Below are 18,780 nucleotides of genomic sequence, written 5' to 3'. Positions count from 1 at the left end.
ACCTGTTCTTCTACGCGCGTCACCGACCGCCCCACCGGTCGCGCTCCCCCCACCGCACCACCCACCCTCGTCCCGGCACCCACGCATGTCCCCGGAGGGATCCCGTTGCCGAGCAAGTCTTCCGCGCGCCTCGCCGCGCTCACCGTCGCAGCCGTCTGTTCCACGGTCTCCGCGGTGGTTCTCACATCGCCCGCCCAGGCGGACAGTGTGCACATCCACGACATCCAGGGCACCACCCGGCTTTCCCCGCTCGCCGGGCAGAAGGTCACCGACGTGGCGGGCATCGTCACGGGTGTGCGGACCTACGGTTCCTCGAAGGGGTTCTGGATCCAGGACCCGGCCCCGGACGCCGACCCGGCCACCAGTGAGGGCGTCCTGGTCTTCACCAGTTCCGCCCCGAAGGTCGCCGTCGGCGACTCGGTCACGGTGTCGGGCACGGTCTCGGAGTACGTCCCGGGCGGCGCCGCGAGCGGCAACCAGTCGCTGACGGAGATCACGAAGCCGACGGTGACGGTGCTCTCCGGCGGCAACACCGTTCCGGCCCCCGCCGTCGTCGACGCGGGGTCGGTGCCGAGCCGGTACACCGCCGCCGGTGACACGGCCGCGGGCGGCTCGATCAACGGCCTCACCCTGGAGCCGGCCAAGTACGCCCTGGACTACTACGAGTCCCTTGAGGGCATGAACGTCCAGGTCGCCGACGCCCGCGTGGTCACGGCCACCGACCCGTACTCCGAGCTGTGGGTCACGGTGAAGCCGCGCGAGCACGCCAACCGCCGCGGGGGCACGGTCTACGGCTCGTACGAGTCGCAGAACACCGGCCGGCTCCAGATCCAGTCGCTGGGCTCGACCGCGGACTTCCCGACCGCGAACGTGGGTGACGAGCTCAAGGGCACCACCGCGGGCCCGCTGGACTTCAACCAGTACGGCGGCTACACGCTCGTCGCCAACCAGCTCGGCACCCTGGAGAAGGGCGGCCTGGCCCGGGAGACGACCCGTAAGCAGTCGCGCGGCGAGCTGGCCGTGGCGACGTACAACGTGGAGAACCTGGACCCGTCCGACGCCACCTTCGCGGACCACGCCGCCGCGATCGTGAACAACCTCCAGTCGCCCGACATCGTGTCCCTGGAGGAGATCCAGGACAACAACGGCGCGACGGACGACGGCACGGTCGCCGCCGACCAGACGGTGCGGAAGCTGATCGACGCGATCGTGGCGGCGGGCGGCCCGGCGTACGAATGGCGCTCCATAGACCCGGTCAACGACAAGGACGGCGGCGAGCCGGGCGGCAACATCCGCCAGGTCTTCCTCTTCAACCCGGACCGGGTGTCCTTCACCGACCGCGCGGGCGGCGACTCGACGACCGCCGTCGGCGTGACGAAGGTGCGCGGCAAGGCGCAGCTGACCGTGTCCCCGGGCCGGATCGACCCGTCCGACGCGGCCTGGAACAGCAGCCGCAAGCCGCTCGCGGGCGAGTTCGTCTTCCGCGGCAGGACGGTCTTCGTGATCGCCAACCACTTCGCCTCGAAGGGCGGCGACCAGGGGCTGGCCGCGCAGTACCAGCCGCCGGCGCGCAGCTCGGAGACGCAGCGCCACTTGCAGGCGACCGCGGTGAACGCGTTCGTCAAGGACGTCCTCGACACGCAGAAGAACGCGGACGTCATAGCCCTCGGCGACATGAACGACTTCGAGTTCTCCGACACGGCGAAGATCCTCGAGGGCGACGGCGAGCTCTGGTCGGCGATCAAGTCGCTGCCGAAGAGCGAGCGTTACACGTACGACTACCAGGGCAACAGCCAGGTCCTCGACCAGATCCTGGTCAGCCCGTCGATCCGGCGTGGCTGCGACGTCGACTACGACAGCGTCCACCTCAACTCGGAGTTCTCCGACCAGGTCAGCGACCACGACCCGCAGGTCCTGCGGTTCCGTCCGTAGCCGCGTAGTCGCCCCGGGTCCGTAGTCGCCCGACACGGACCCCAGGCGGACACCAGACGGACACCACGCGGACTGCACGCGGAAGAGCCCGGCCCCGTCGTCCGGGGGGCCGGGCTCTTCGTCCACCGAGCGCGGACGCCGTCGGTGGCGGAACCGGTTTCCGGTCCCGCCACCGACGGCGCGTTCGGGTGTCCGCCCCGCCGGGCGCCCTGTCGGGTCAGTGGCGTCCGCCCTGCCGCCGTCGCAGCAGGCCGGCCGCGACCAGCGCGCCCGCGCCGGCGCCGGCGATCAGCACCGGCCGGCGATGGCGCAGACCGGCCTGGACGACCGCGGTGGCGGCCGTCTTCACGGGCCCCGGCACGGTGTCCCGTACGGCACCCCCGGCCCGGCCCGCGGTGCCCTGCACGGTGTGCCCGGCCCGGACCGCCCTGTCCTGGGCGATGTGACCGGCGTGCGCGGCCGTACTGCGCAACTGGACCGTCAGCGCGCCCGCCCGGTCCCTGAGGTCCGCGGCGCGCGCCCGGGCCCGGCCCTTCACATCCGCCTTCGCCGCCAGTTCCTCGACGGTGTCGCCGAGTTGGCTCCGCGTCTCGGCGATCTGCCGCCGCAGCTCCTGCGGCCCCTCGGCCCCGGCGGCCCGTGCGGCATCGGCACCGTCACCAGCGCCCGGCCCGGCCCCGGCGCGCGCCGCGCCGGCACCGCTCACGGTGTCCGCGGCCTTCTCGGCCGCGGCCGCCCCGGCGTCCCCGGCTGCCGCCTTCTTCCGCCCCACGGCCTTCTCACCGGCCGCAGCCGCGCCCGGCACCTTCGCGGCGCCCGCGCTCGTCCCGGTCTGCGCCGCCCCGGCTCCCGCCTTCTTGGCGTTCGCGGCCTTCTCGCCCGCCACGCCCGCAGCGCCCGCTCCGGGCGTCGTCTCCGCGCCCGTCGCCTTCGCGGTCTCCGCTCCCGTGCTGTCGTCCGTCATCGGTGCGCCCTTTCCTTGATCTCGTCGACGTCGGCCCTGACGCTGTCGAGCGTCTGCTCGGGAGTGGGCGGCGCGGCGCGGCGCAACTGGCCGCGGCCGACCGCGGCCAGGACGCTCGCGACGGCGAAGAGCACCGCCGTGACGATGAGCGCCGCGGCCCAGACCGGCAGCGTCAGTGAGAGCGCGGCGACGCCCGTGGCGGCCAGGGCCATCACCCCGACGTACGCGACGGCACCCGCCGCGCCGAGCAGCCCGCCGCCGCGCCCGGCCCGGCGCCCCTTCTCGGCCAGCTCCTCCTTGGCCAGGCTCACTTCCTGCCGTACCAGCAGGGAGAGCTGTTCCGCGGCCTGTCCGACGAGTTCGCCCACGGAGTGGTGCTCGCCGGACACGGGCGGCCTGGTGTCCATGGTCCCGGTCACGGTGTCCCGCCTCCTCTCTCTTCGGGACACCCGGGTACCCGGACCGGCGCCGCCTACCCCTGCGAACCCCGTTCGTCGAGCTGCGCCAACTGGGTCTGGAACCAGTCGAGTCGCGCCTGGAGCAGCGCGGCCTCGGCGACGAGTTCGGAGACTCCGAGGCCGGCGGGCTGCTCGGCGACACCGCTGCCGGCCCGCACCCGCAGCCCCTCTCCGGCCAGTCGGGCGAAGGCGGCGGGCGACAGGGACGTACGACCGCGTACGCACCCCGCGCACGCGGCGGTCAGTGCGCGCCAGCCCGGCCGCCCCCAGCCGGCGTCGGCCAGTGCCGCCGCCACCGCCCCGCAGCCGCAGGGCCCGAGGGTCGCGGTGCGCACCCGCTGGCGGGCGTACCGGAAGCCGCGTTCGAAGCGGATGTAGGCGCCGAGCACGGAGACCTCGAGCAGGACGGCCGCCCGGTGCTCGGCGGTGCACAGCAGTGCCTCGGCCTCCGTGCGGTCGTGAACGCAGTGGAAGCCGCAGTCACAGCGGCGGTGCGGCGCCCGGTGCCGCAGCCCGTAGACGCAGCGGGCCTCGTCGAGGACCCCGTACGGCAGTGCGCCGCCCAGCGAGACGCCGGTGAACCCGACCCGGGTGCCGTCCTGGGACAGCACCGGGTGGGCGATCTTGTATCCGGTCGGCGGCTCCGTCGGGCGTTCCTCGGGGAGCCGCAGTCTCATCGCGCGACCGGGACCTCTTCGGGAGCGGATGCCTCCAACTCCTCGACGGCTTCGGCGACTTGGAGTTCCGTCTCCTCTTCGTGCGCGCCCGGCCGCTCCTGGGCGACCCCGGTCGCGACTGCCTTGCCCAACTTCATGACGCCTCCCGCTGTTGGTGACCGTCCCGGCCATGGTGACCCATGAAGTCCCGTTTGGCACTAGGGCATTCCTCGCGGGACCGTGGTCCCGGACTCCCGCTGAGGTTCCCGTAGGTCCCCGTAGGTTCCCGTGGGTTCCCGGAGGTTCTCGTAGCGTTCCTCTCCCCTATCCCGTAGCAGAATTAAGTGGAGCTTCACGGTCGGGCTGCCGAGACTGACCGTATGACCACACAAGGAACCGCACAGGGAACCGCTCCCTTCGGCCGTGCGCTCTGCGCGATGATCACGCCCTTCACCGCGGCGGGCACGCTCGACCTCGACGGCGCGCGGCGGCTCGCCGACCGGCTGGTCTCCGAGGGCTGTGACGGGCTGGTCCTGTCCGGCACCACGGGCGAGTCGCCGACCACGACGGACGCCGAGAAGTCCGCGCTGGTGCGGGCGGTGCGCGAGGCGGTCGGCGACCGGGCGTCGATCGTGGCGGGCGTCGGCACGGCCGACACACGGCACACCGTGGAGCTGGCCCTGGAGGCCGAGAAGGCGGGCGCGGACGGCCTGCTGGTGGTCACCCCGTACTACAGCCGGCCCCCGCAGGAGGCGGTCGAGGCACACTTCCGGGACATCGCCGACGCCTCCGGGCTGCCGCTCGTCCTGTACGACATCCCCGGCCGCACCGGCACACGCATCGAGCCGGCCACGATGATCCGGCTCGCGGAACATCCCCGGATCGTGGCGGTCAAGGACTGCGCGTACGACCTCCTCGGCACCCAGAAGGTGCTGGCCCGCACGGAGTTGGCGTACTACACGGGCTGCGACGAGTACGTCCTCGCGCTGTACGCGAGCGGCGGGGCCGGATATGTGAGCACGGTGGCGAATGTGGCGCCCGGCCACTTCCGGTCGATTCTCGACGCGTTCGACGCGGGCGACCCGGCTCTCGCGGCCCGTCTCCAGCAACGGGCCGTTCCGCTCATCGAGTCGATGATGGCGGCCGGCCTGCCGGGCACGGTCACGTCGAAGGCCCTGCTCGGCCGGCTCGGCCTGCCCTCGGGCCCGGTCCGGGCACCGCTGCGGCCCGCCGGCCGGGAGACGGCCGACGGGCTGCTGGCGCTGTACGAGGAGTTGGTCAGCGTGAGCTGAACAGCGGGGTCCACCGGCCGGGGTAGTCGTCGCTCGCCTTGCGGAAGTCGCTCAGCGGTACGACCTTGTCGGTGCCGATGGTCACCAGGAGCAGCTGGTTGCGGAACTCGCCCTTGCCGGAGCACTTCTTGGGGTCGCAGCCCCAGGCGATGAGGCGCTTGTTGTCGGCCCAGGCGAGGAGCTGCTGCCCCGGAACCTTGGCGACGCGCTTGCCGGTCTTCGGGTCGTCGATCGCGGCGGCGATCTCCTTGCCGTCGCCGGCGAAATCCCCCGCCGCCAGTTTCCCGTCGGGCGAGAGGCCCGCCTCGACGTAGGTGAGGTACTTCTCGTCGGCCGGCCACTTGGCCTCGGCCCCGTCCAGACCGTAGTACTCGCGGTACGGCTTCATCGCCCTGTTCGCGTAGACCAGCGTGCCGTCATGGCTCCAGTCGAAGTCCTCGCGGGAGTTGCCGAACCAGCCCATCTCGTCCGGCTTGTCCGATGCCTTGTGCCAGTCGGACTTGCCCGAGGCCACGTCCACGACGGCGAACCCGGTCCGGCTCTGCACGGGCCCCGGTACCTCCTTGCCGTTGACGTTCTGCTTGTGGTCGGCGAAGTTGCGGTCGGGGTTCTTGCTGTACGTCGTGGCGACGAGCTTCTTGCCGTCCGGCGAGAAGGAGACACCCCCGACGCCCCGGTCCATCGGAATCCAGCGGTCCACCTTGCCGGTGATCATGTCGAGCAGCCCGATGCGCTTCGCGGGCAACTCGCCCTCCAGCACGGCGGCGGTACGGGTGCCGGGCGCGACATCCAGGAAGGCCCACTTGGTCTTCCGGTACGTGCCCGTGTTCTGGTCGAGGAGTCCGTACACCCGCGTGGTGACGCTGTCGCCGTTCGGCTGCTTGACGTTCTTGTAGACGTAGAACGCGGCCAGCACCGTGTCACCCGCCGCGATCATGCCCTTCGGCGGGGACTGGTCCGGGTGCCCGATGATGTCGCTCTGGTTGATCTCGCTCGCGGGCCGCACATCGTCCCCGCCGCCGCCCAGGAGGGGGACGGCCACTCCGACGGCGACCGCGGCGGCGGTGGCCACGGCGACGGACGCGAGCCTGCGGGTGCGGCGGCGGCGCCGGACGGCCAGCACCCGTTCGGCGAAGTAGGGGGGCGCGGGCATGTGGTCCGCGGCCTGCTCACGGAAGGCGTCCCGCACCAGTTCATCGACGTTCACGGACGCACCTCCACGGGCGAGTAGTCACGGGACGGCTCCTGCTCGGCGTCGGCCGGGCCCAGTGCCGCCAGTTCGGGCGCGAGGGTGCGCAGCCGGGCCAGCGAGCGGTGCGTCGTGGACCGTACGGTCCCCACGGAGCACCCCAGGATCCGGGCCACGTCGGCCTCCGGCAAATCCTCGAAGTAGCGCAGGACGAGCACGGTGCGCTGCCGGGCGGTCAGCCGGGCGAGCGCGCCGCGCATCACGAGCCGCAGCTCGGCGGCGGAGGCGGCGTCCGGGCCCGTACTCGCCTCCGGCGGCTCGGCGACGCTCAGCTCCCTGCGCCGCCACTTCAGCCGCCAGCGGCTGACCTGCTGCCGGTAGAGGACCTGCCGGACGTACGCCTCCGGTTCGTCGATCCGGCTCCACCGGTCGGCCGCCTTGATCAGCGCGTTCTGCAGCAGGTCCTCGGCGGCGTGCCGGTCCCCGCCGCTGAGGAGCACGGCCGTCTTCAGCAGCGCGGACGACCGGTTCGCCACGAACTCCCGGAAACTCTCCTGCCCTGCGGCATCCATCGTCACCTTCTCTTCCCCGGCGGACTCTGTGCCCGGCCCCTGTGCTCCTTGTGACGCGTGCACAGGCCTGCCGCTATGCCTCTCACCCGCAGAAATTCCCCCCGGCCCCGCCCGCTCCTGGCGTACGTTGGCGAGGTGAGCCGACCGCTGCTGTACCTGGACGTCGACGGCCCCCTCAACCCGTACGCGGCCCAGCCGGAACGCCGGCCCGACGGCTACACGACGATCCGGGTGGCCCTGACCCCCGGGCGCCCGCTACGGGTCTGGCTCCATCCCGACCACGGCCGGGCACTGCTCGCCCTCGACTACGAACTGTGCTGGGCCACCACGTGGATGGACGCCGCGAACCGCTGGATCGGGCCGGTCATCGGCCTTCCCGACCTGCCCTACGTCGACTTCGGCACCGGCCTCTTCTCGCAGCGCCCCGACGGGGTCCACTGGAAGACCGAGGCGCTGGTCGCCCACGCCGGCGAGCGGCCCTTCGCCTGGGTGGACGACGAACACAGCCCGGCGGACGAGGCGTATGTGGCCGCGCACCATCCCGGCCCCGCGCTGCTGCGCCACGTCAGCCCGCGGCTCGGGCTGCGCGAGCCCGACTTCACGGTACTGGCGGAGTTCGCGGCGACGATCCGCCGCTGACCGCACACCGGCGCGCGACCGGAAGCGCACAGCGAAACGCCCTCCCGCGGACGGAATGCCGCGGGAGGGCGCTCGATACGCCGGCGTCGCTCGTGCCGGTACGCCGGTTCAGTTGTGGCTGTTCTGATGTCGCAGCAGGTCAGGCCGTCAGCCTGCGCCCTGGGCCGTCGCGGGGCCGTCGTAGGTTACGTCCTGCCCGCGGAACACGCGATCCACGGCGACCCGAGTCCGAGCCTCGCTCGACGGCATCAGACGCGTGTAGGTGCGGAGCGTGAAGGCCGGGCCATGGTGGCCGAGGTACTCGCTCAGGGCAGGTCCACAGACTGCCCGCCTCGCCGGAAGCTCAAGGGACCATGATCACTCGCCCCATGGCAGCTCCCGCCCAAAGCCGCTCCGCCGACCTCTACATTTGCCGCGGGTCTGGCCCCAGGATGGCTGGGTCCTCAGTCCGCAGTCGAAACTCTGCGGATACGCCCAAGCTCTTGCGCGCGGCGAGGTAGAACGCATCACGCTTCTCCTGAAATTGCCTGAGTGCCTGCGCCCAGTCCTCTGATGTTCCCGAGCGCTGGTCACGAGCGAAGTGCTCCAGCACCCAAGCCTGGCGCTGTAGTGCCCTGGCCGCCGCAATGGTTCCGGAGTCTCCCATGAGAAGAACAGCCTCGAACGCGTAACCGCGTTCAAGTTCGGCGTCCGCCAGCATCTCCAACCCAGTTTCCTGTGCGAGTGGCTGAGGGAGATCGAACAGCCCCTTGCCTGCCGCCAGACGCCCTGCCAAGGAGGTGAATCTCTTGATCGCGTCGGCGTACCGAAGATAGGACTCCAGACGGCGTTCGTCCCATCGCGTCGAGAGCTGGCGGTGCCATCGCAATCTCTCCATCAGAGCTCCGCCTGCGTAAGACGCTGCCGCGCCGACAAGCACACCTACCAAGGTGAACAGTTGTCCCGACATAGCCCCCCCTGCCGTTCAGGTCGTTCCAGGGGAGACCTTACTTGGGCTCCAAGACCGAGGCGGCGCGTGCCACAGCCGTGCCACATCGGGCGGTCAACCACGGTCAACGACGGTTCGCGGCAGTCCAGAGACTCCGCCGAGCTGGGGGCTTGCCGAACCCGGAGTGGCCTGCGCTCCATCGCCACCTCGCACACCCGCCCTTACAAGGCAGGAGCCTCTCCCCAACGCACGAGCGCCCTCCCTGGCCGTCCTAGGGCCGTGGAAGGGCGCTCAACGATGACCAACGTCGACCACTGCCGACAGCTCAGCAGCAGGTCAGAGCGTTGATCAATCAGGCGGCCGCGGGTCACGGCCGCCGGTGATCAGTTGTGGCTGTGCAGGATCTCGTTCAGGCCGCCCCAGACCGCGTTGTTCGGGCGGGCCTCGACCGCGCCCGTGACCGAGTTGCGGCGGAAGAGGATGTTCGAGGCGCCGGAGAGTTCGCGGGCCTTGACGATCTGGCCGTCGGGCATGGTGACGCGGGTGCCCGCGGTGACGTACAGGCCGGCTTCGACGACGCACTCGTCGCCGAGCGCGATGCCGACGCCGGCCTCGGCGCCGACCAGGCAGCGCTCGCCGATCGTGATGCGCACGTTTCCGCCGCCGGAGAGCGTGCCCATGGTGGAGGCGCCGCCGCCGATGTCCGAGCCGTCGCCGACCACGACACCGGCCGAGATACGGCCCTCGACCATCGACGTGCCGAGCGTGCCCGCGTTGAAGTTCACGAAGCCCTCGTGCATGACGGTCGTGCCCTCGGCGAGGTGCGCGCCGAGGCGGACCCGGTCCGCGTCCGCGATGCGTACGCCCTTCGGCGCGACGTAGTCCGTCATGCGCGGGAACTTGTCGATCGACGTCACCTGGAGGTGCAGGCCCTCGGCGCGCGCGTTCAGGCGGACCTTCTCGACGTCGTCGACGGCGACCGGGCCGAGCGAGGTCCAGGCGACGTTGGCGAGGAAGCCGAACATGCCGTCCAGGCTCTGGCCGTGCGGCTGCACCAGACGGTGGGAAAGCAGGTGCAGACGCAGGTAGACGTCGTGCGCGTCGATCGGCTTCTCGTCGAGCGAGGCGATGACCGTGCGGACCGCGACCACCTCGACGCCCCGGCGGGCGTCCGGGCCGAGCGCCTTGGCGGCGCCCTCGCCGAGCAGCTCCACGGCACGCTCGGCGGACAGCCGTTCGGTGCCGGCCGGGCCGGGCTCTGCGGTGAGTTCGGGAGCGGGGAACCAGGTGTCGAGGACGGTTCCGTCGGCGGCGAGGGTGGCGAGCCCGGCGGCCGCGGCACCGGTGGTACGAGGAGCAGTCGTGTCGGTCATGAGGGAAACCTAACCGGCCGGGGGGCGTGCGGGCGAACTCGTCCGCGGGGCGTCTCAGGGAACGGGCGTACCCGGGCGGCCCACGCACCCCCGTGACGCGGGCCGCCCGTGCTCGGCGGGTCAGCCGCGCCGGCCCGCCTTGTCCACCACGGCCTTGGTGATCAGCGAGTTGCCGCCGGCCACCTCGCCCTTGCCGCCGTCCGCCCCGCCCTTGGGGGCGTACAGCCGCTGGCCGACGACCTGGAACGTCTGCGGGTCGAGCAGCCAGTCCTGGCCGTCGCTCCCGATGCCGTCCCCGCCGTAGTGCAGAGCGATCACCCGGCGCCCGGCCGCGTTCTTCACGAGATGGTCGGTCACCTTCCCGCCCGGCAGCGTCGCCAGCGCGCGATAGAGCCCTGCCAGCCCCTTGGGCGGCATGACGTCGGCGCTGAGCAGCACGAAGATCTCAGTACGGTCCGCCGCCGCCTGGGACTCCTTCCCGTCGGCGATGGCGTTCTTCTCCCGCAGGGTCTTCAGCGCCCCCTCTCCGTCGGTCGGCAGGGTGGACAGGAAGCGGTACATCTCCCGCGGCGAGCGGTCGTCGCCCTCGCCGCCGTTCTCCAAGTGCATCTTGGTGATCTGAAGCTCGGAGTGCCTGCCGGGCAACTGGTGGGCGGAGGCGCTGCCGTCGTACCGGATCCAGCTCTCCTGGACGAACGCCTCCTCGCCCATCTCCTTCAGGAGCTTGGGGTCCTGCCCCTCGGACATCGACTTCGTGTAGATCCACTGCTTGGCCTTCGGCACGGTCACCGGCGGTTGTGTCTCCAGCACCGTCGCCGCCCGTTCCAGCAGCTCCCTGGCGCTCAGCCCCTTCAGGTTCAGGTTCGGGGAGACCGCGGGCGACGCCTTCCGCCCCTGGTCGCCCCCGTCGGCCAGCACGGACGCGGTGACGGCGACGGCGGTCACCGCGGCGACCACTCCCGCGATCACGAACTCCCGCCGTGCCCAGACCGCGCGCCGCCTCTCCCCCGTCCGTGCCGCCTCGACCAGCCGCATGCGCCCCGGCGCGAGCCGGCCGCGATCGGGTGTGGGTGCGTCGGCGCGCAGCTCGCGCACCCGGGTCATCTCGTCCATGGCTATGCCACCTCCGCCGCGTCGCTCACGAACGCCGGGTCCGCGCCCAGCGCCGTACGTACCTTGCGCCGCGCCCTGTTGAGCCGGGAGCGGACGGTTCCCACCGGGATGTCCAGCGCCTGGGCGACCTCCTGATAGGTGAGGTCGGCCCAGGCGACGAGCAGCAGCACATGCCGGTCACCGGCGGGCAGGGCGGCGAGGGCGCCGGCGAGCGGGCCCTGTGCGGCGATCCTGCTCTCGGTGTCCTCGACCCAGGACGCGGCGACGGGGTCGTGCCCGGTGCGGGCCAGCGCCTTGAGCGCGCGCACCTCGGCGCGCCGCTGCTTGCCGATGAGGTTGCCCGCGATGCCGTACAGCCAGGGGCGCGCGTTGGTGCGCGTCAGGTCGTAACGGGAGCGGATGCGGAAGGCGGTCAGGAAGGTGTCGGCGGTGATGTCGTCCGCCGCGCCGTCACCCAGGCGCCGGGCCGCGTACCGGTGGATGTCGGGTGCGTACCTGTCGTAGAGCCGGGCGAACAGCTCCGGTTGCTCCAGCGACTGGGCGACGACCTCCGCATCGTCGTCCACTCGTGCCGTGGACGGCGGTGGTCCGCTCACAAGGCCTCCCCCTGTTGTGTCGTGCCGAGCGTGTCACCCCCTATTCCCCGCTGCGCGGCGAAGAGTTCACGGTTTCCACGGATCGACGGCAACTAGACGGATCGACGGCGCAGGACGGACCAGCGGCGTGGAACGGATCGACGGCGGCAAGGAGGCACGGGGCACCAACAGCCGCTCCGGACCCGGACATCCGGCTCAGGGGCCCGCCCCGGACATCCGGCTCAACGGCCCGCCCCGGACATCCGGCTCAGGGAATGAGCCGCGCCAGCAGCTCGCGCGCGTACGCCTCGTCGTACGGCGCCCCCGTCAACAGCACCTGTAGACAGATCCCGTCGACGAGCGCGACGAGCGCCCGCGCGGTGACCGGGTCGGTGCGGCGGGCGACGGCTTCCGCGAAACCGTCGATGCACTCGGCCGCGACGGGGCGCAGAGCGGGGCGGCGCAGGGCGGCGAGGTAGAGCTCGTACTCCAGCTCCACCCCCGTGCGGTCCCCGGCCAGCCAGTCGCCGATGAGTGCGGCGATGTCCCCGGCGAGGTCGGCCCGCGGGTCCTCCAGATGACCGCGGGCGGCCACCACCTTGGCGAAGCCCTCGTTGGCCTGGCGCAGCGCGGCGACCATCAGGTCGTCGAGGGTCTTGAAGTGGTACGTGGTGGAGCCGAGCGGCACATCGGCCTCGGCCGCGACGGAACGGTGGCTGAGCCCGGCGATGCCCTTGTCGCCCACGACGCGGATCGCCGCGTCGATGATCCGCTGCCGCCGGTCGGGGTCGTAACGACGAGGCATCAGCGTCCGCCTCCCGCAGCCATCAGTGCGCACCGCCCATGTTCAGCACCACGACCCCGCAGATGATCAGCGCGATCCCGGCGAGCTTAGCGGGGTTCATGCCCTCACCCAGGAACACCATCCCGATCGCTGCGATGGCGGCGGTGCCGGCCCCGGCCCAGATCGCGTACGCCGTGCCGACGGAGACGGTCTTCAGGGTCTGGGCGAGCAGCGCGAAGGCGACGAGGTAACCGAGGGCGGTGAGCAGCGAGGGCCACAGCCTGCTGAAGCCGTCGCTGTACTTCATGGCCGTCGTGGCGGCCACTTCCGCGGTGATGGCGCCGGCCAGCAGGACATATCCCATGCGTACGAGTGTACACAGCGATGCGTACGGTCGTACACATCACGGCCCGCCGTCGTGCGCCGCACACGTCCTGCCACCGTGCGCGGCACCGCGCACATCCGTGCGGAGAACCCCCGCGCGACGAAGCCCCGGCACGGGATATCGTTCGCGATCACAGTGGGGGCGCGGAGTCCTGGGACTCCCGGAGCATCGGAGCGCGGAAGCGATGTCGAACACAGCGGGGTGGGGACCATCGGGCCCGTACGGGGGCTCTCCGGGCGGCTGGGGCTGGGCACCGCCGCCGCCCCCGCCCAAGCCGGGCGTGATACCCCTGGCGCCGCTCGGCGTGGAGTCCATCCTCGGCGGCGCCTTCGCCACCATGCGCCGCTACGCCGCGCCGCTCTTCGGCCTCGCCGCTCTCGCGTACGCCGTGCTGGGCGCCCTGGTCGCCGGCGCGGCAGTCATCGCCTACGCGGCCGTACGGGACCGGCTGGAAGCGCTCATCGACCACCACCGCGATGTGCACTGGGCCGACGTCCAGCCACTGGTGTTCGCGTTCCTCGCCGTATGGGTGTTCGCCATGCTGGCCCTGATGGTCGCCTCCGCCCTCGTCCAGGCGTCCTGTGTGGCGACGGTGCACGACGCGGTACTCGGCCGGCGCGCCACGTTCCGTTCGGTGTGGCGGCGGGCCTGGCCCCGCACTCCCTCGGTCATCGGTGTGGCCCTGTTGCAGGGCCTGGTGGCGGTGGTGCCGATGCTGCTGGTGGCGGCGGTGTTCGTGTCGCTCACCCTCCTGGCGCTGAGCTCCTGGTCGGCGCTGCCGGCCGGGATCGCCTTCCTGCTCCTCCTGGGCGCGGCGCCGGTGGCGGTCTGGCTCTACACCCTGTTCTCCTTCGCGCCGGCGGCCGCCGTACTGGAGGCGGCGGCCCCGGTGACGGCGCTGCGCCGCTCTGCGCGGCTGGTCCGCGGCGCCTGGTGGCGGGTCTTCGGGATCACGCTGCTCGCCAGCCTGATGGCGGCCGCCATGTCGTACATGGTCCGGCTTCCGCTCATGTTCTTCACGCCGACCATGCAGCCGTACGACACGTCGTCCGGGCAGCCCGAGAGCGCCCGGGCCGTGTTCGAGCAGATGCTGCCCGACCTGGGCGTCTCCCTGGCGATATCGGCGGCCGGCACTCTCCTGGTCCAGCTGTTCGCCGCGGTGTTCGTGCCGCTGATCACGTCACTCCTCTACATCGACCAGCGCATCCGCAGGGAGGGCCTGGCCGACACACTGCTACGGGCGGCCTCGGCTCAACAGTGACCCGCCCGGCCGACCGTGGACCGCTCACAGCCCCGCGATGACTCGCCCAGCCGACCGGTGACTCGCTCACAGCCCCGCAGTGACCGGCCCAGCCGACCGGTGACTCGATCGACCCGGCAGTGAAGTCTTCGGCCGCAGCACGCAGAACTCGTTGCCCTCGGGGTCGGCGAGGGCGACCCAGGTGACGTCCTCGCCCTTCCCGGCGTCGACGCGGCGCGCCCCGAGCGCAAGGATCCGCTCGACCTCAGCGTCCTGGTCGTCGGGCGCGAGGTCGAGGTGGAGCCGGTTCTTGACGGCCTTTCACTCGCCGACGGACACGAAGCACAGTCCCGGCAGCGCGTGTTCGTCGGCGCCGATGGTGATTTCGACCTCGCCCCCGCGTGCACCCGCGTGCGCCCCTCGCCACCCCTCGTCACCGGGCACCCGCTTCGGACGCTCGCGTGATCAGGCCAGGCCATCTGAGTGTCCCTCAATTCTCCATCGCGGCAGGGGCGTTGGAGGGCAGCGAGCGGCCCCGACGCACAGATCGTACGGATCACCGCGTAGCGGTCACGGGACGGCCGGTTCCCGCGGACCGCCTGCAGATGACCGAAGGAAACGGCTGCCCCGGAAGCCCCACTTCCGTTACTGTTTCAACCAGTCGCCCACCCGGTCTTCACAGCCCCTCCCGCTCCGTGGACCCGCGACTTCGTATTCCTCTTATGCCGAAGACAGCCGACAAGTGTGCGTTCGCCCTGAGCGACGCCGGAGGAACAGCGCATGCCAGAAAGGCAGTCCGAGCCCACTCCGGACGAGTCCGCCCCCCGCCCGTGGAGCCCCTTCGCGAGTTCGCCGGCGTCCGAACCGTCCCACCCCGGGCATCTGCCGCTGCCGACGGAGGAGCCGCCGACGCCGTGGCAGCCGGGCGGTACGCCGGACACCTCCCGCGTACCCGGGACCCGACGGCTCTGGCTGGCCGGCGCCCTCGCCCTGGCCACCGTCGTCGCCTGCGTGACCGCGCTCACCACGACGGACCACGCGGCCGACACCTCGGCCGCGAAGGAAGCCGACACCAAGCTGGACTCGGCCGACCCCGGTCTCCTCACGTTCGCCTCCCCCTCCGCGGGGCCGAGTACCTACCCCGGCGCCAAGAGCGGCCGGTCGAGCGAGCGAGCCGCGCAGACCACTCCCGACGGCTCCGCCTCGGCCGACCCCGCCCGGCACGGCTCCGCGTCGAAGCCCGCGGCCGAGCGGTCGAAGCCGGCCTCGTCCACCGGCACGTCCTCGGGCTCGAAGCCCTCCGCCGTGTGGAAGTCCGTCCGGTCGGTCAACTACCCCGACCGCTACTGGCATCTCGGCGGTGACACCGGCCGGCTCGACCCCGTGAGCTCCGGCAGCTCGGCCACGACCAGGCAGGACGCCACCTTCAAACTGGTCAAGGGGCTCGCCGACGCGTCCTGCTACTCGTTCGCCACCGCGGACGGCACCTACCTGCGCCACTCCCGGTTCCGCCTGCGCGCCGACCGCAACGACGGCACCGCGCTCTTCAAGAAGGACGCCACCTTCTGCCCCCGCACGTCGTCGTACTCCGGCGCCGTCATGCTGGAGTCGGTGAACTACCCCGGCCGCTATCTGCGCCACAAGGACTTCCTGCTCCGCCTCGACCCGTACGAGAACACCGGCCAGTACCGGGCCGACTCCGCGTTCCAGCTGGTGAAGGGCTGGGACTGAGGCTCTTCGGACCGTACGGACCCGCGCGCGAGGGGGGCGGCGGCAAACGCGCGAGGCCCCGGTGCATCAGCACCGGGGCCTCGCGCGTCAGCACACGGGGTCAGACGTTGAACCCGAGCGCCCGAAGCTGATCGCGGCCATCGTCCGTGATCTTGTCCGGGCCCCACGGCGGCATCCAGACCCAGTTGATACGCAGCTCGTTGACGATGCCGTCCGTGGCGGACTTGGCCTGGTCCTCGATGACGTCGGTGAGCGGGCAGGCCGCCGACGTCAGGGTCATGTCGATCGTCGCGATGTTCGCGTCGTCGACGTGAATGCCGTAGATCAGGCCGAGATTGACGACGTCGATGCCCAGCTCGGGGTCGACGACGTCGTACAGCGCCTCACGGACTTCTTCCTCCGAGGCCGGCTTCGTCTCAATGGTCTCGCTCATGCCGTCTTCCTTTCGGCGTCGGCCTCGCCCAGCGCCTGGGCCGTCGCGTCCTTCCACGCCATCCAGCTCAGGAGGGCGCACTTCACCCGCGCCGGATACTTGGAGACACCGGCGAACGCGACCGCGTCCTCCAGCACCTCCTCCATTGCGTCGTCCGGCTCGATCCGGCCCTTGGACTGCATCAGCTCCAGGAAGGTCTCCTGGACCTTCTGCGCCTCGGCCAGCTCCTTGCCGACGAGGAGTTCGTTCAGCACGGAGGCGGAGGCCTGGCTGATCGAGCAGCCCTGACCCTCGTACGAGATGTCGCTGATCGTTTCGCCGTCGTACTTCACGCGCAGCGTGATCTCGTCGCCGCACGTCGGGTTGACGTGGTGCACCTCGGCGTCGCCATCCCGAAGACCGCGCCCGTGCGGGTGCTTGTAGTGGTCCAGGATGACTTCCTGGTACATCGAATCCAGCTTCACGTTCTCAGCCAGCCCCTCAGCCGAAGAAGTTCCGTACGTGCTCCAGGCCGTCGACCAGTGCGTCGATCTCGGTCGGCGTGGAGTACAGATAGAACGACGCTCGCGTGGTCGCAGGAATTCCGTAGCGCAGGCAGACCGGGCGGGCGCAGTGGTGGCCGACCCGGACCGCGATGCCCTGCTCGTCCAGGACCTGGCCCACGTCGTGCGGGTGGATGTCACCCAGCGTGAACGAGATCGCCGCGCCGCGGTCCTCGGCCGTCGTCGGGCCGATGATCCTGAGGTCCGGGACCTCCATGAGGCGCTTGACCGCGTACTCGGTGAGCGCGTGCTCATGGGCGAGGATCTTGTCCATGCCGATGGAGTCGAGGTAGTCGATCGCCGCGCCCAGACCGACCGCCTGCGCGATCGGAGGCGTGCCCGCCTCGAACTTGTGCGGGGCGGGAGCGTACGTCGACGAGTGCATCGACACGGTCTCGATCATCTCGCCGCCGCCGAGGAACGGCGGGAGGTCCTCCAGCAGCTCCTGGCGGCCCCAGAGGACACCGATGCCCGTCGGACCGCACATCTTGTGGCCGGTGAAGGCCACGAAGTCGGCCTGGAGGGCCTGGACGTCCATCGGCATGTGCGGGGCGGCCTGCGAGGCGTCGATGCAGACCAGAGCGCCGACCTCCTGGGCGCGGCGCACTATCGCCTCGACCGGGTTCACGGTGCCCAGGATGTTCGACACCAGCACGAAGGAGACGATCTTCGTCTTCTCCGTGATGATCTCGTCGATGTTCGACAGGTCGAGCCGGCCGTCGTCCGTGAGGCCGAACCACTTCAGCTTCGCGCCCGTGCGCTGCGCCAGCAGCTGCCACGGAACGATGTTGGAGTGGTGCTCCATCTCGGTGATGACGATCTCGGTCTCGTGGTCCACGCGGTAGGGCTCGTCGGCCCAGCCCAGCATGTTGGCCACGAGGTTGAGCGACTCGGAGGCGTTCTTGGTGAAGATCACCTCGTCGCGGCTCGGCGCGTTGATGAACGCGGCGACCTTGTCGCGCGCGCCCTCGTACAGCGCCGTGGCCTCCTCGGCGAGCACATGCACACCGCGGTGGACGTTGGCGTTGTAGCGCTCGTAGTAGCCACTGAGAGCGTCCAGCACCTGGCGGGGCTTCTGCGACGTCGCCGCGTTGTCCAGGTACACGAGCTTCTTACCGTCGTGGACCTGACGGTCCAGGATGGGGAAGTCCTTGCGGATCGCCTCGGTGTCGAGGAGGCCCGGCAGCTGCGTCACGCGGATACGCCACCCTTCGTGTCGACTTCGTGCTTCGCGTAAGCCTCGTAGCCCTCGTTCTCCAGCTTGTCGGCGAGCTCGGCGCCGCCGGACTCCACGATGCGGCCGCCGGAGAAGACGTGGACGAAGTCGGGCTTGATGTAGCGCAGGATGCGCGTGTAGTGCGTGATGAGGAGGGTGCCCACCTCGCCGGTCTCGCGGACTCGGTTGACGCCCTCGGAGACGATGCGCAGGGCGTCGACGTCCAGGCCGGAGTCGGTCTCGTCGAGGATCGCGATCTTCGGCTTGAGCAGCTCGAGCTGGAGGATCTCGTGGCGCTTCTTCTCACCGCCGGAGAAGCCCTCGTTCACGTTGCGCTCGGCGAAGGCCGGGTCCATGTTGAGGCGCTCCATGGCCTCCTTGACCTCCTTCACCCAGGTGCGCAGCTTGGGGGCCTCGCCGCGGATGGCCGTGGCGGACGTACGGAGGAAGTTGGAGACCGAGACGCCGGGGACCTCGACCGGGTACTGCATCGCCAGGAACAGGCCCGCGCGGGCGCGCTCGTCGACGGACATCTCCAGGACGTCCTCGCCGTCGAGGGTGACGGTGCCGCCGGTGATCGTGTACTTGGGGTGTCCCGCGAGCGAGTAGGCGAGGGTCGACTTGCCCGAGCCGTTGGGGCCCATGATGGCGTGCGTCTCGCCCTGCTTCACGGTGAGGTCGACGCCCTTGAGGATCTCCTTCGTGGCGTTGTCGGCCTCGACGGTGACGTGCAGGTCGTGGATTTCAAGCGTTGCCAT

General features: G+C 71.0%; 21 protein-coding genes and 1 pseudogene. 5 read left to right on the top strand and 17 right to left on the bottom strand.

Going from position 1 to position 18,780, the window contains the following annotated elements; all coding sequences use genetic code 11:
* The first annotated feature begins 105 nt into the window (after positions 1 to 105).
* On the top strand, positions 106 to 1,932 hold the full coding sequence (locus SAVERM_RS32645; RefSeq protein WP_010987747.1) for an endonuclease/exonuclease/phosphatase family protein: 1,827 nt from the start codon (positions 106 to 108) through the stop codon (positions 1,930 to 1,932).
* Between the two features lie 217 nt (positions 1,933 to 2,149).
* Here SAVERM_RS32645 and SAVERM_RS32640 read toward each other — a convergent pair whose 3' ends face one another.
* The 4 genes from SAVERM_RS32640 to SAVERM_RS43465 all read right to left on the bottom strand — a co-directional run bounded on the left by SAVERM_RS32640 (position 2,150) and on the right by SAVERM_RS43465 (position 4,168).
* Positions 2,150 to 2,542: a DUF3618 domain-containing protein gene (locus SAVERM_RS32640; RefSeq protein WP_202498571.1), complete on the bottom strand. Its 393-nt coding sequence runs from the start codon at positions 2,540 to 2,542 to the stop codon at positions 2,150 to 2,152.
* A 350-nt stretch (positions 2,543 to 2,892) separates the two neighbouring features.
* Positions 2,893 to 3,315, bottom strand: a complete 423-nt coding sequence (locus tag SAVERM_RS32635) for a phage holin family protein (protein WP_037646854.1) — start codon at positions 3,313 to 3,315, stop codon at positions 2,893 to 2,895.
* 53 nt (positions 3,316 to 3,368) lie between these two features.
* The gene (locus SAVERM_RS32630; RefSeq protein WP_037646852.1) at positions 3,369 to 4,031 is read right to left on the bottom strand and encodes a hypothetical protein; all 663 of its coding nucleotides are present in this window, start codon (positions 4,029 to 4,031) and stop codon (positions 3,369 to 3,371) included.
* Positions 4,028 to 4,168, bottom strand: coding sequence for a hypothetical protein (locus SAVERM_RS43465; protein WP_167544205.1), 141 nt, complete (start codon positions 4,166 to 4,168; stop codon positions 4,028 to 4,030). Before SAVERM_RS43465 ends, SAVERM_RS32630 begins: the two co-directional genes overlap by 4 nt.
* A gap of 222 nt (positions 4,169 to 4,390) precedes the next feature.
* On the opposite strand from SAVERM_RS43465, the gene dapA reads away from it, so the two are divergent.
* A complete protein-coding gene (gene dapA, locus SAVERM_RS32625) occupies positions 4,391 to 5,302 on the top strand; it encodes a 4-hydroxy-tetrahydrodipicolinate synthase (protein WP_042493831.1) in 912 nt (303 codons plus the stop codon).
* On the opposite strand, the gene SAVERM_RS32620 is transcribed toward dapA, so the two are convergent.
* Positions 5,289 to 6,509, bottom strand: coding sequence for a hypothetical protein (locus SAVERM_RS32620; RefSeq protein WP_010987742.1), 1,221 nt, complete (start codon positions 6,507 to 6,509; stop codon positions 5,289 to 5,291). The two genes, dapA and SAVERM_RS32620, sit on opposite strands and share 14 nt — an antisense overlap.
* Positions 6,506 to 7,063, bottom strand: a complete 558-nt coding sequence (locus SAVERM_RS32615) for a SigE family RNA polymerase sigma factor (RefSeq protein ID WP_037646960.1) — start codon at positions 7,061 to 7,063, stop codon at positions 6,506 to 6,508. Before SAVERM_RS32615 ends, SAVERM_RS32620 begins: the two co-directional genes overlap by 4 nt.
* Positions 7,064 to 7,198: 135 nt before the next feature.
* Between SAVERM_RS32615 and SAVERM_RS32610 the strand changes: the two genes are divergently transcribed.
* On the top strand, positions 7,199 to 7,702 hold the full coding sequence (locus SAVERM_RS32610; RefSeq protein WP_037646851.1) for an HAD domain-containing protein: 504 nt from the start codon (positions 7,199 to 7,201) through the stop codon (positions 7,700 to 7,702).
* A 403-nt stretch (positions 7,703 to 8,105) separates the two neighbouring features.
* Here SAVERM_RS32610 and SAVERM_RS32605 read toward each other — a convergent pair whose 3' ends face one another.
* The 6 genes from SAVERM_RS32605 to SAVERM_RS32580 all read right to left on the bottom strand — a co-directional run bounded on the left by SAVERM_RS32605 (position 8,106) and on the right by SAVERM_RS32580 (position 12,839).
* Complete coding sequence (locus SAVERM_RS32605; protein WP_137951731.1) at positions 8,106 to 8,651, bottom strand: hypothetical protein; 546 nt, start codon at positions 8,649 to 8,651, stop codon at positions 8,106 to 8,108.
* A gap of 362 nt (positions 8,652 to 9,013) precedes the next feature.
* Positions 9,014 to 10,003 carry a 2,3,4,5-tetrahydropyridine-2,6-dicarboxylate N-succinyltransferase gene (gene dapD / locus SAVERM_RS32600; RefSeq protein WP_010987739.1) on the bottom strand — a complete coding sequence of 330 codons (990 nt, stop codon included), beginning with the start codon at positions 10,001 to 10,003 and terminating at the stop codon, positions 9,014 to 9,016.
* A 120-nt stretch (positions 10,004 to 10,123) separates the two neighbouring features.
* Positions 10,124 to 11,116 carry a CU044_5270 family protein gene (locus tag SAVERM_RS32595; RefSeq protein ID WP_010987738.1) on the bottom strand — a complete coding sequence of 331 codons (993 nt, stop codon included), beginning with the start codon at positions 11,114 to 11,116 and terminating at the stop codon, positions 10,124 to 10,126.
* A 2-nt stretch (positions 11,117 to 11,118) separates the two neighbouring features.
* Entirely contained in the window at positions 11,119 to 11,712 is a 594-nt protein-coding gene (locus SAVERM_RS32590) for an RNA polymerase sigma factor (protein ID WP_010987737.1), read from the bottom strand.
* 247 nt (positions 11,713 to 11,959) lie between these two features.
* Positions 11,960 to 12,496 carry a TetR/AcrR family transcriptional regulator gene (locus SAVERM_RS32585; RefSeq protein WP_010987736.1) on the bottom strand — a complete coding sequence of 179 codons (537 nt, stop codon included), beginning with the start codon at positions 12,494 to 12,496 and terminating at the stop codon, positions 11,960 to 11,962.
* Positions 12,497 to 12,518: 22 nt separating this feature from the next.
* The gene (locus tag SAVERM_RS32580; protein WP_010987735.1) at positions 12,519 to 12,839 is read right to left on the bottom strand and encodes a DMT family transporter; all 321 of its coding nucleotides are present in this window, start codon (positions 12,837 to 12,839) and stop codon (positions 12,519 to 12,521) included.
* A 205-nt stretch (positions 12,840 to 13,044) separates the two neighbouring features.
* On the opposite strand from SAVERM_RS32580, the gene SAVERM_RS32575 reads away from it, so the two are divergent.
* On the top strand, positions 13,045 to 14,121 hold the full coding sequence (locus SAVERM_RS32575) for a DUF7847 domain-containing protein (RefSeq protein WP_010987734.1): 1,077 nt from the start codon (positions 13,045 to 13,047) through the stop codon (positions 14,119 to 14,121).
* 66 nt (positions 14,122 to 14,187) lie between these two features.
* Here SAVERM_RS32575 and SAVERM_RS40610 read toward each other — a convergent pair.
* Positions 14,188 to 14,493, bottom strand: a pseudogene (locus SAVERM_RS40610) (VOC family protein); the annotation flags it as partial.
* Positions 14,494 to 14,880: 387 nt separating this feature from the next.
* Here SAVERM_RS40610 and SAVERM_RS32570 point away from each other — a divergent pair.
* Entirely contained in the window at positions 14,881 to 15,831 is a 951-nt protein-coding gene (locus SAVERM_RS32570) for an AbfB domain-containing protein (RefSeq protein ID WP_010987732.1), read from the top strand.
* 100 nt (positions 15,832 to 15,931) lie between these two features.
* Here the strand turns inward: SAVERM_RS32570 and SAVERM_RS32565 are convergent, their stop codons facing one another.
* From SAVERM_RS32565 to sufC, 4 genes are read right to left on the bottom strand one after another with little or no spacing between them, the layout of a single operon-like run.
* Positions 15,932 to 16,264, bottom strand: a complete 333-nt coding sequence (locus tag SAVERM_RS32565; RefSeq protein ID WP_010987731.1) for a metal-sulfur cluster assembly factor — start codon at positions 16,262 to 16,264, stop codon at positions 15,932 to 15,934.
* The gene (gene sufU, locus SAVERM_RS32560; protein ID WP_010987730.1) at positions 16,261 to 16,728 is read right to left on the bottom strand and encodes a Fe-S cluster assembly sulfur transfer protein SufU; all 468 of its coding nucleotides are present in this window, start codon (positions 16,726 to 16,728) and stop codon (positions 16,261 to 16,263) included. The genes SAVERM_RS32565 and sufU overlap by 4 nt, the downstream gene beginning before the upstream one ends.
* 16 nt (positions 16,729 to 16,744) lie before the next feature.
* The gene (locus SAVERM_RS32555) at positions 16,745 to 18,001 is read right to left on the bottom strand and encodes a cysteine desulfurase (RefSeq protein ID WP_010987729.1); all 1,257 of its coding nucleotides are present in this window, start codon (positions 17,999 to 18,001) and stop codon (positions 16,745 to 16,747) included.
* Complete coding sequence (gene sufC, locus SAVERM_RS32550; RefSeq protein WP_010987728.1) at positions 17,998 to 18,780, bottom strand: Fe-S cluster assembly ATPase SufC; 783 nt, start codon at positions 18,778 to 18,780, stop codon at positions 17,998 to 18,000. The genes SAVERM_RS32555 and sufC overlap by 4 nt, the downstream gene beginning before the upstream one ends.

It is taken from the genome of Streptomyces avermitilis MA-4680 = NBRC 14893, assembly GCF_000009765.2.
GTDB lineage: Bacteria > Actinomycetota > Actinomycetes > Streptomycetales > Streptomycetaceae > Streptomyces > Streptomyces avermitilis.
The sequence above is the reverse complement of the archived record's forward strand: the minus strand, read 5'-3'. Positions and strand labels throughout refer to the sequence as shown.

What these genes read in the sequence shown, in the direction of transcription:
- SAVERM_RS32630 (WP_037646852.1), bottom strand. Translation starts at nt 4,031, where the DNA reads ATGAGACTGCGGCTCCCCGAGGAACGCCCGACGGAGCCGCCGACCGGA.
- SAVERM_RS43465 (WP_167544205.1), bottom strand. Translation starts at nt 4,168, where the DNA reads ATGAAGTTGGGCAAGGCAGTCGCGACCGGGGTCGCCCAGGAGCGGCCG.
- dapA (WP_042493831.1), top strand. Translation starts at nt 4,391, where the DNA reads ATGACCACACAAGGAACCGCACAGGGAACCGCTCCCTTCGGCCGTGCG.
- SAVERM_RS32615 (WP_037646960.1), bottom strand. Translation starts at nt 7,063, where the DNA reads ATGGATGCCGCAGGGCAGGAGAGTTTCCGGGAGTTCGTGGCGAACCGG.
- SAVERM_RS32605 (WP_137951731.1), bottom strand. Translation starts at nt 8,651, where the DNA reads ATGTCGGGACAACTGTTCACCTTGGTAGGTGTGCTTGTCGGCGCGGCA.
- dapD (WP_010987739.1), bottom strand. Translation starts at nt 10,003, where the DNA reads ATGACCGACACGACTGCTCCTCGTACCACCGGTGCCGCGGCCGCCGGG.
- SAVERM_RS32595 (WP_010987738.1), bottom strand. Translation starts at nt 11,116, where the DNA reads ATGGACGAGATGACCCGGGTGCGCGAGCTGCGCGCCGACGCACCCACA.
- SAVERM_RS32585 (WP_010987736.1), bottom strand. Translation starts at nt 12,496, where the DNA reads ATGCCTCGTCGTTACGACCCCGACCGGCGGCAGCGGATCATCGACGCG.
- SAVERM_RS32580 (WP_010987735.1), bottom strand. Translation starts at nt 12,839, where the DNA reads ATGGGATATGTCCTGCTGGCCGGCGCCATCACCGCGGAAGTGGCCGCC.
- SAVERM_RS32575 (WP_010987734.1), top strand. Translation starts at nt 13,045, where the DNA reads ATGTCGAACACAGCGGGGTGGGGACCATCGGGCCCGTACGGGGGCTCT.
- SAVERM_RS32570 (WP_010987732.1), top strand. Translation starts at nt 14,881, where the DNA reads ATGCCAGAAAGGCAGTCCGAGCCCACTCCGGACGAGTCCGCCCCCCGC.
- SAVERM_RS32565 (WP_010987731.1), bottom strand. Translation starts at nt 16,264, where the DNA reads ATGAGCGAGACCATTGAGACGAAGCCGGCCTCGGAGGAAGAAGTCCGT.
- sufC (WP_010987728.1), bottom strand. Translation starts at nt 18,780, where the DNA reads ATGGCAACGCTTGAAATCCACGACCTGCACGTCACCGTCGAGGCCGAC.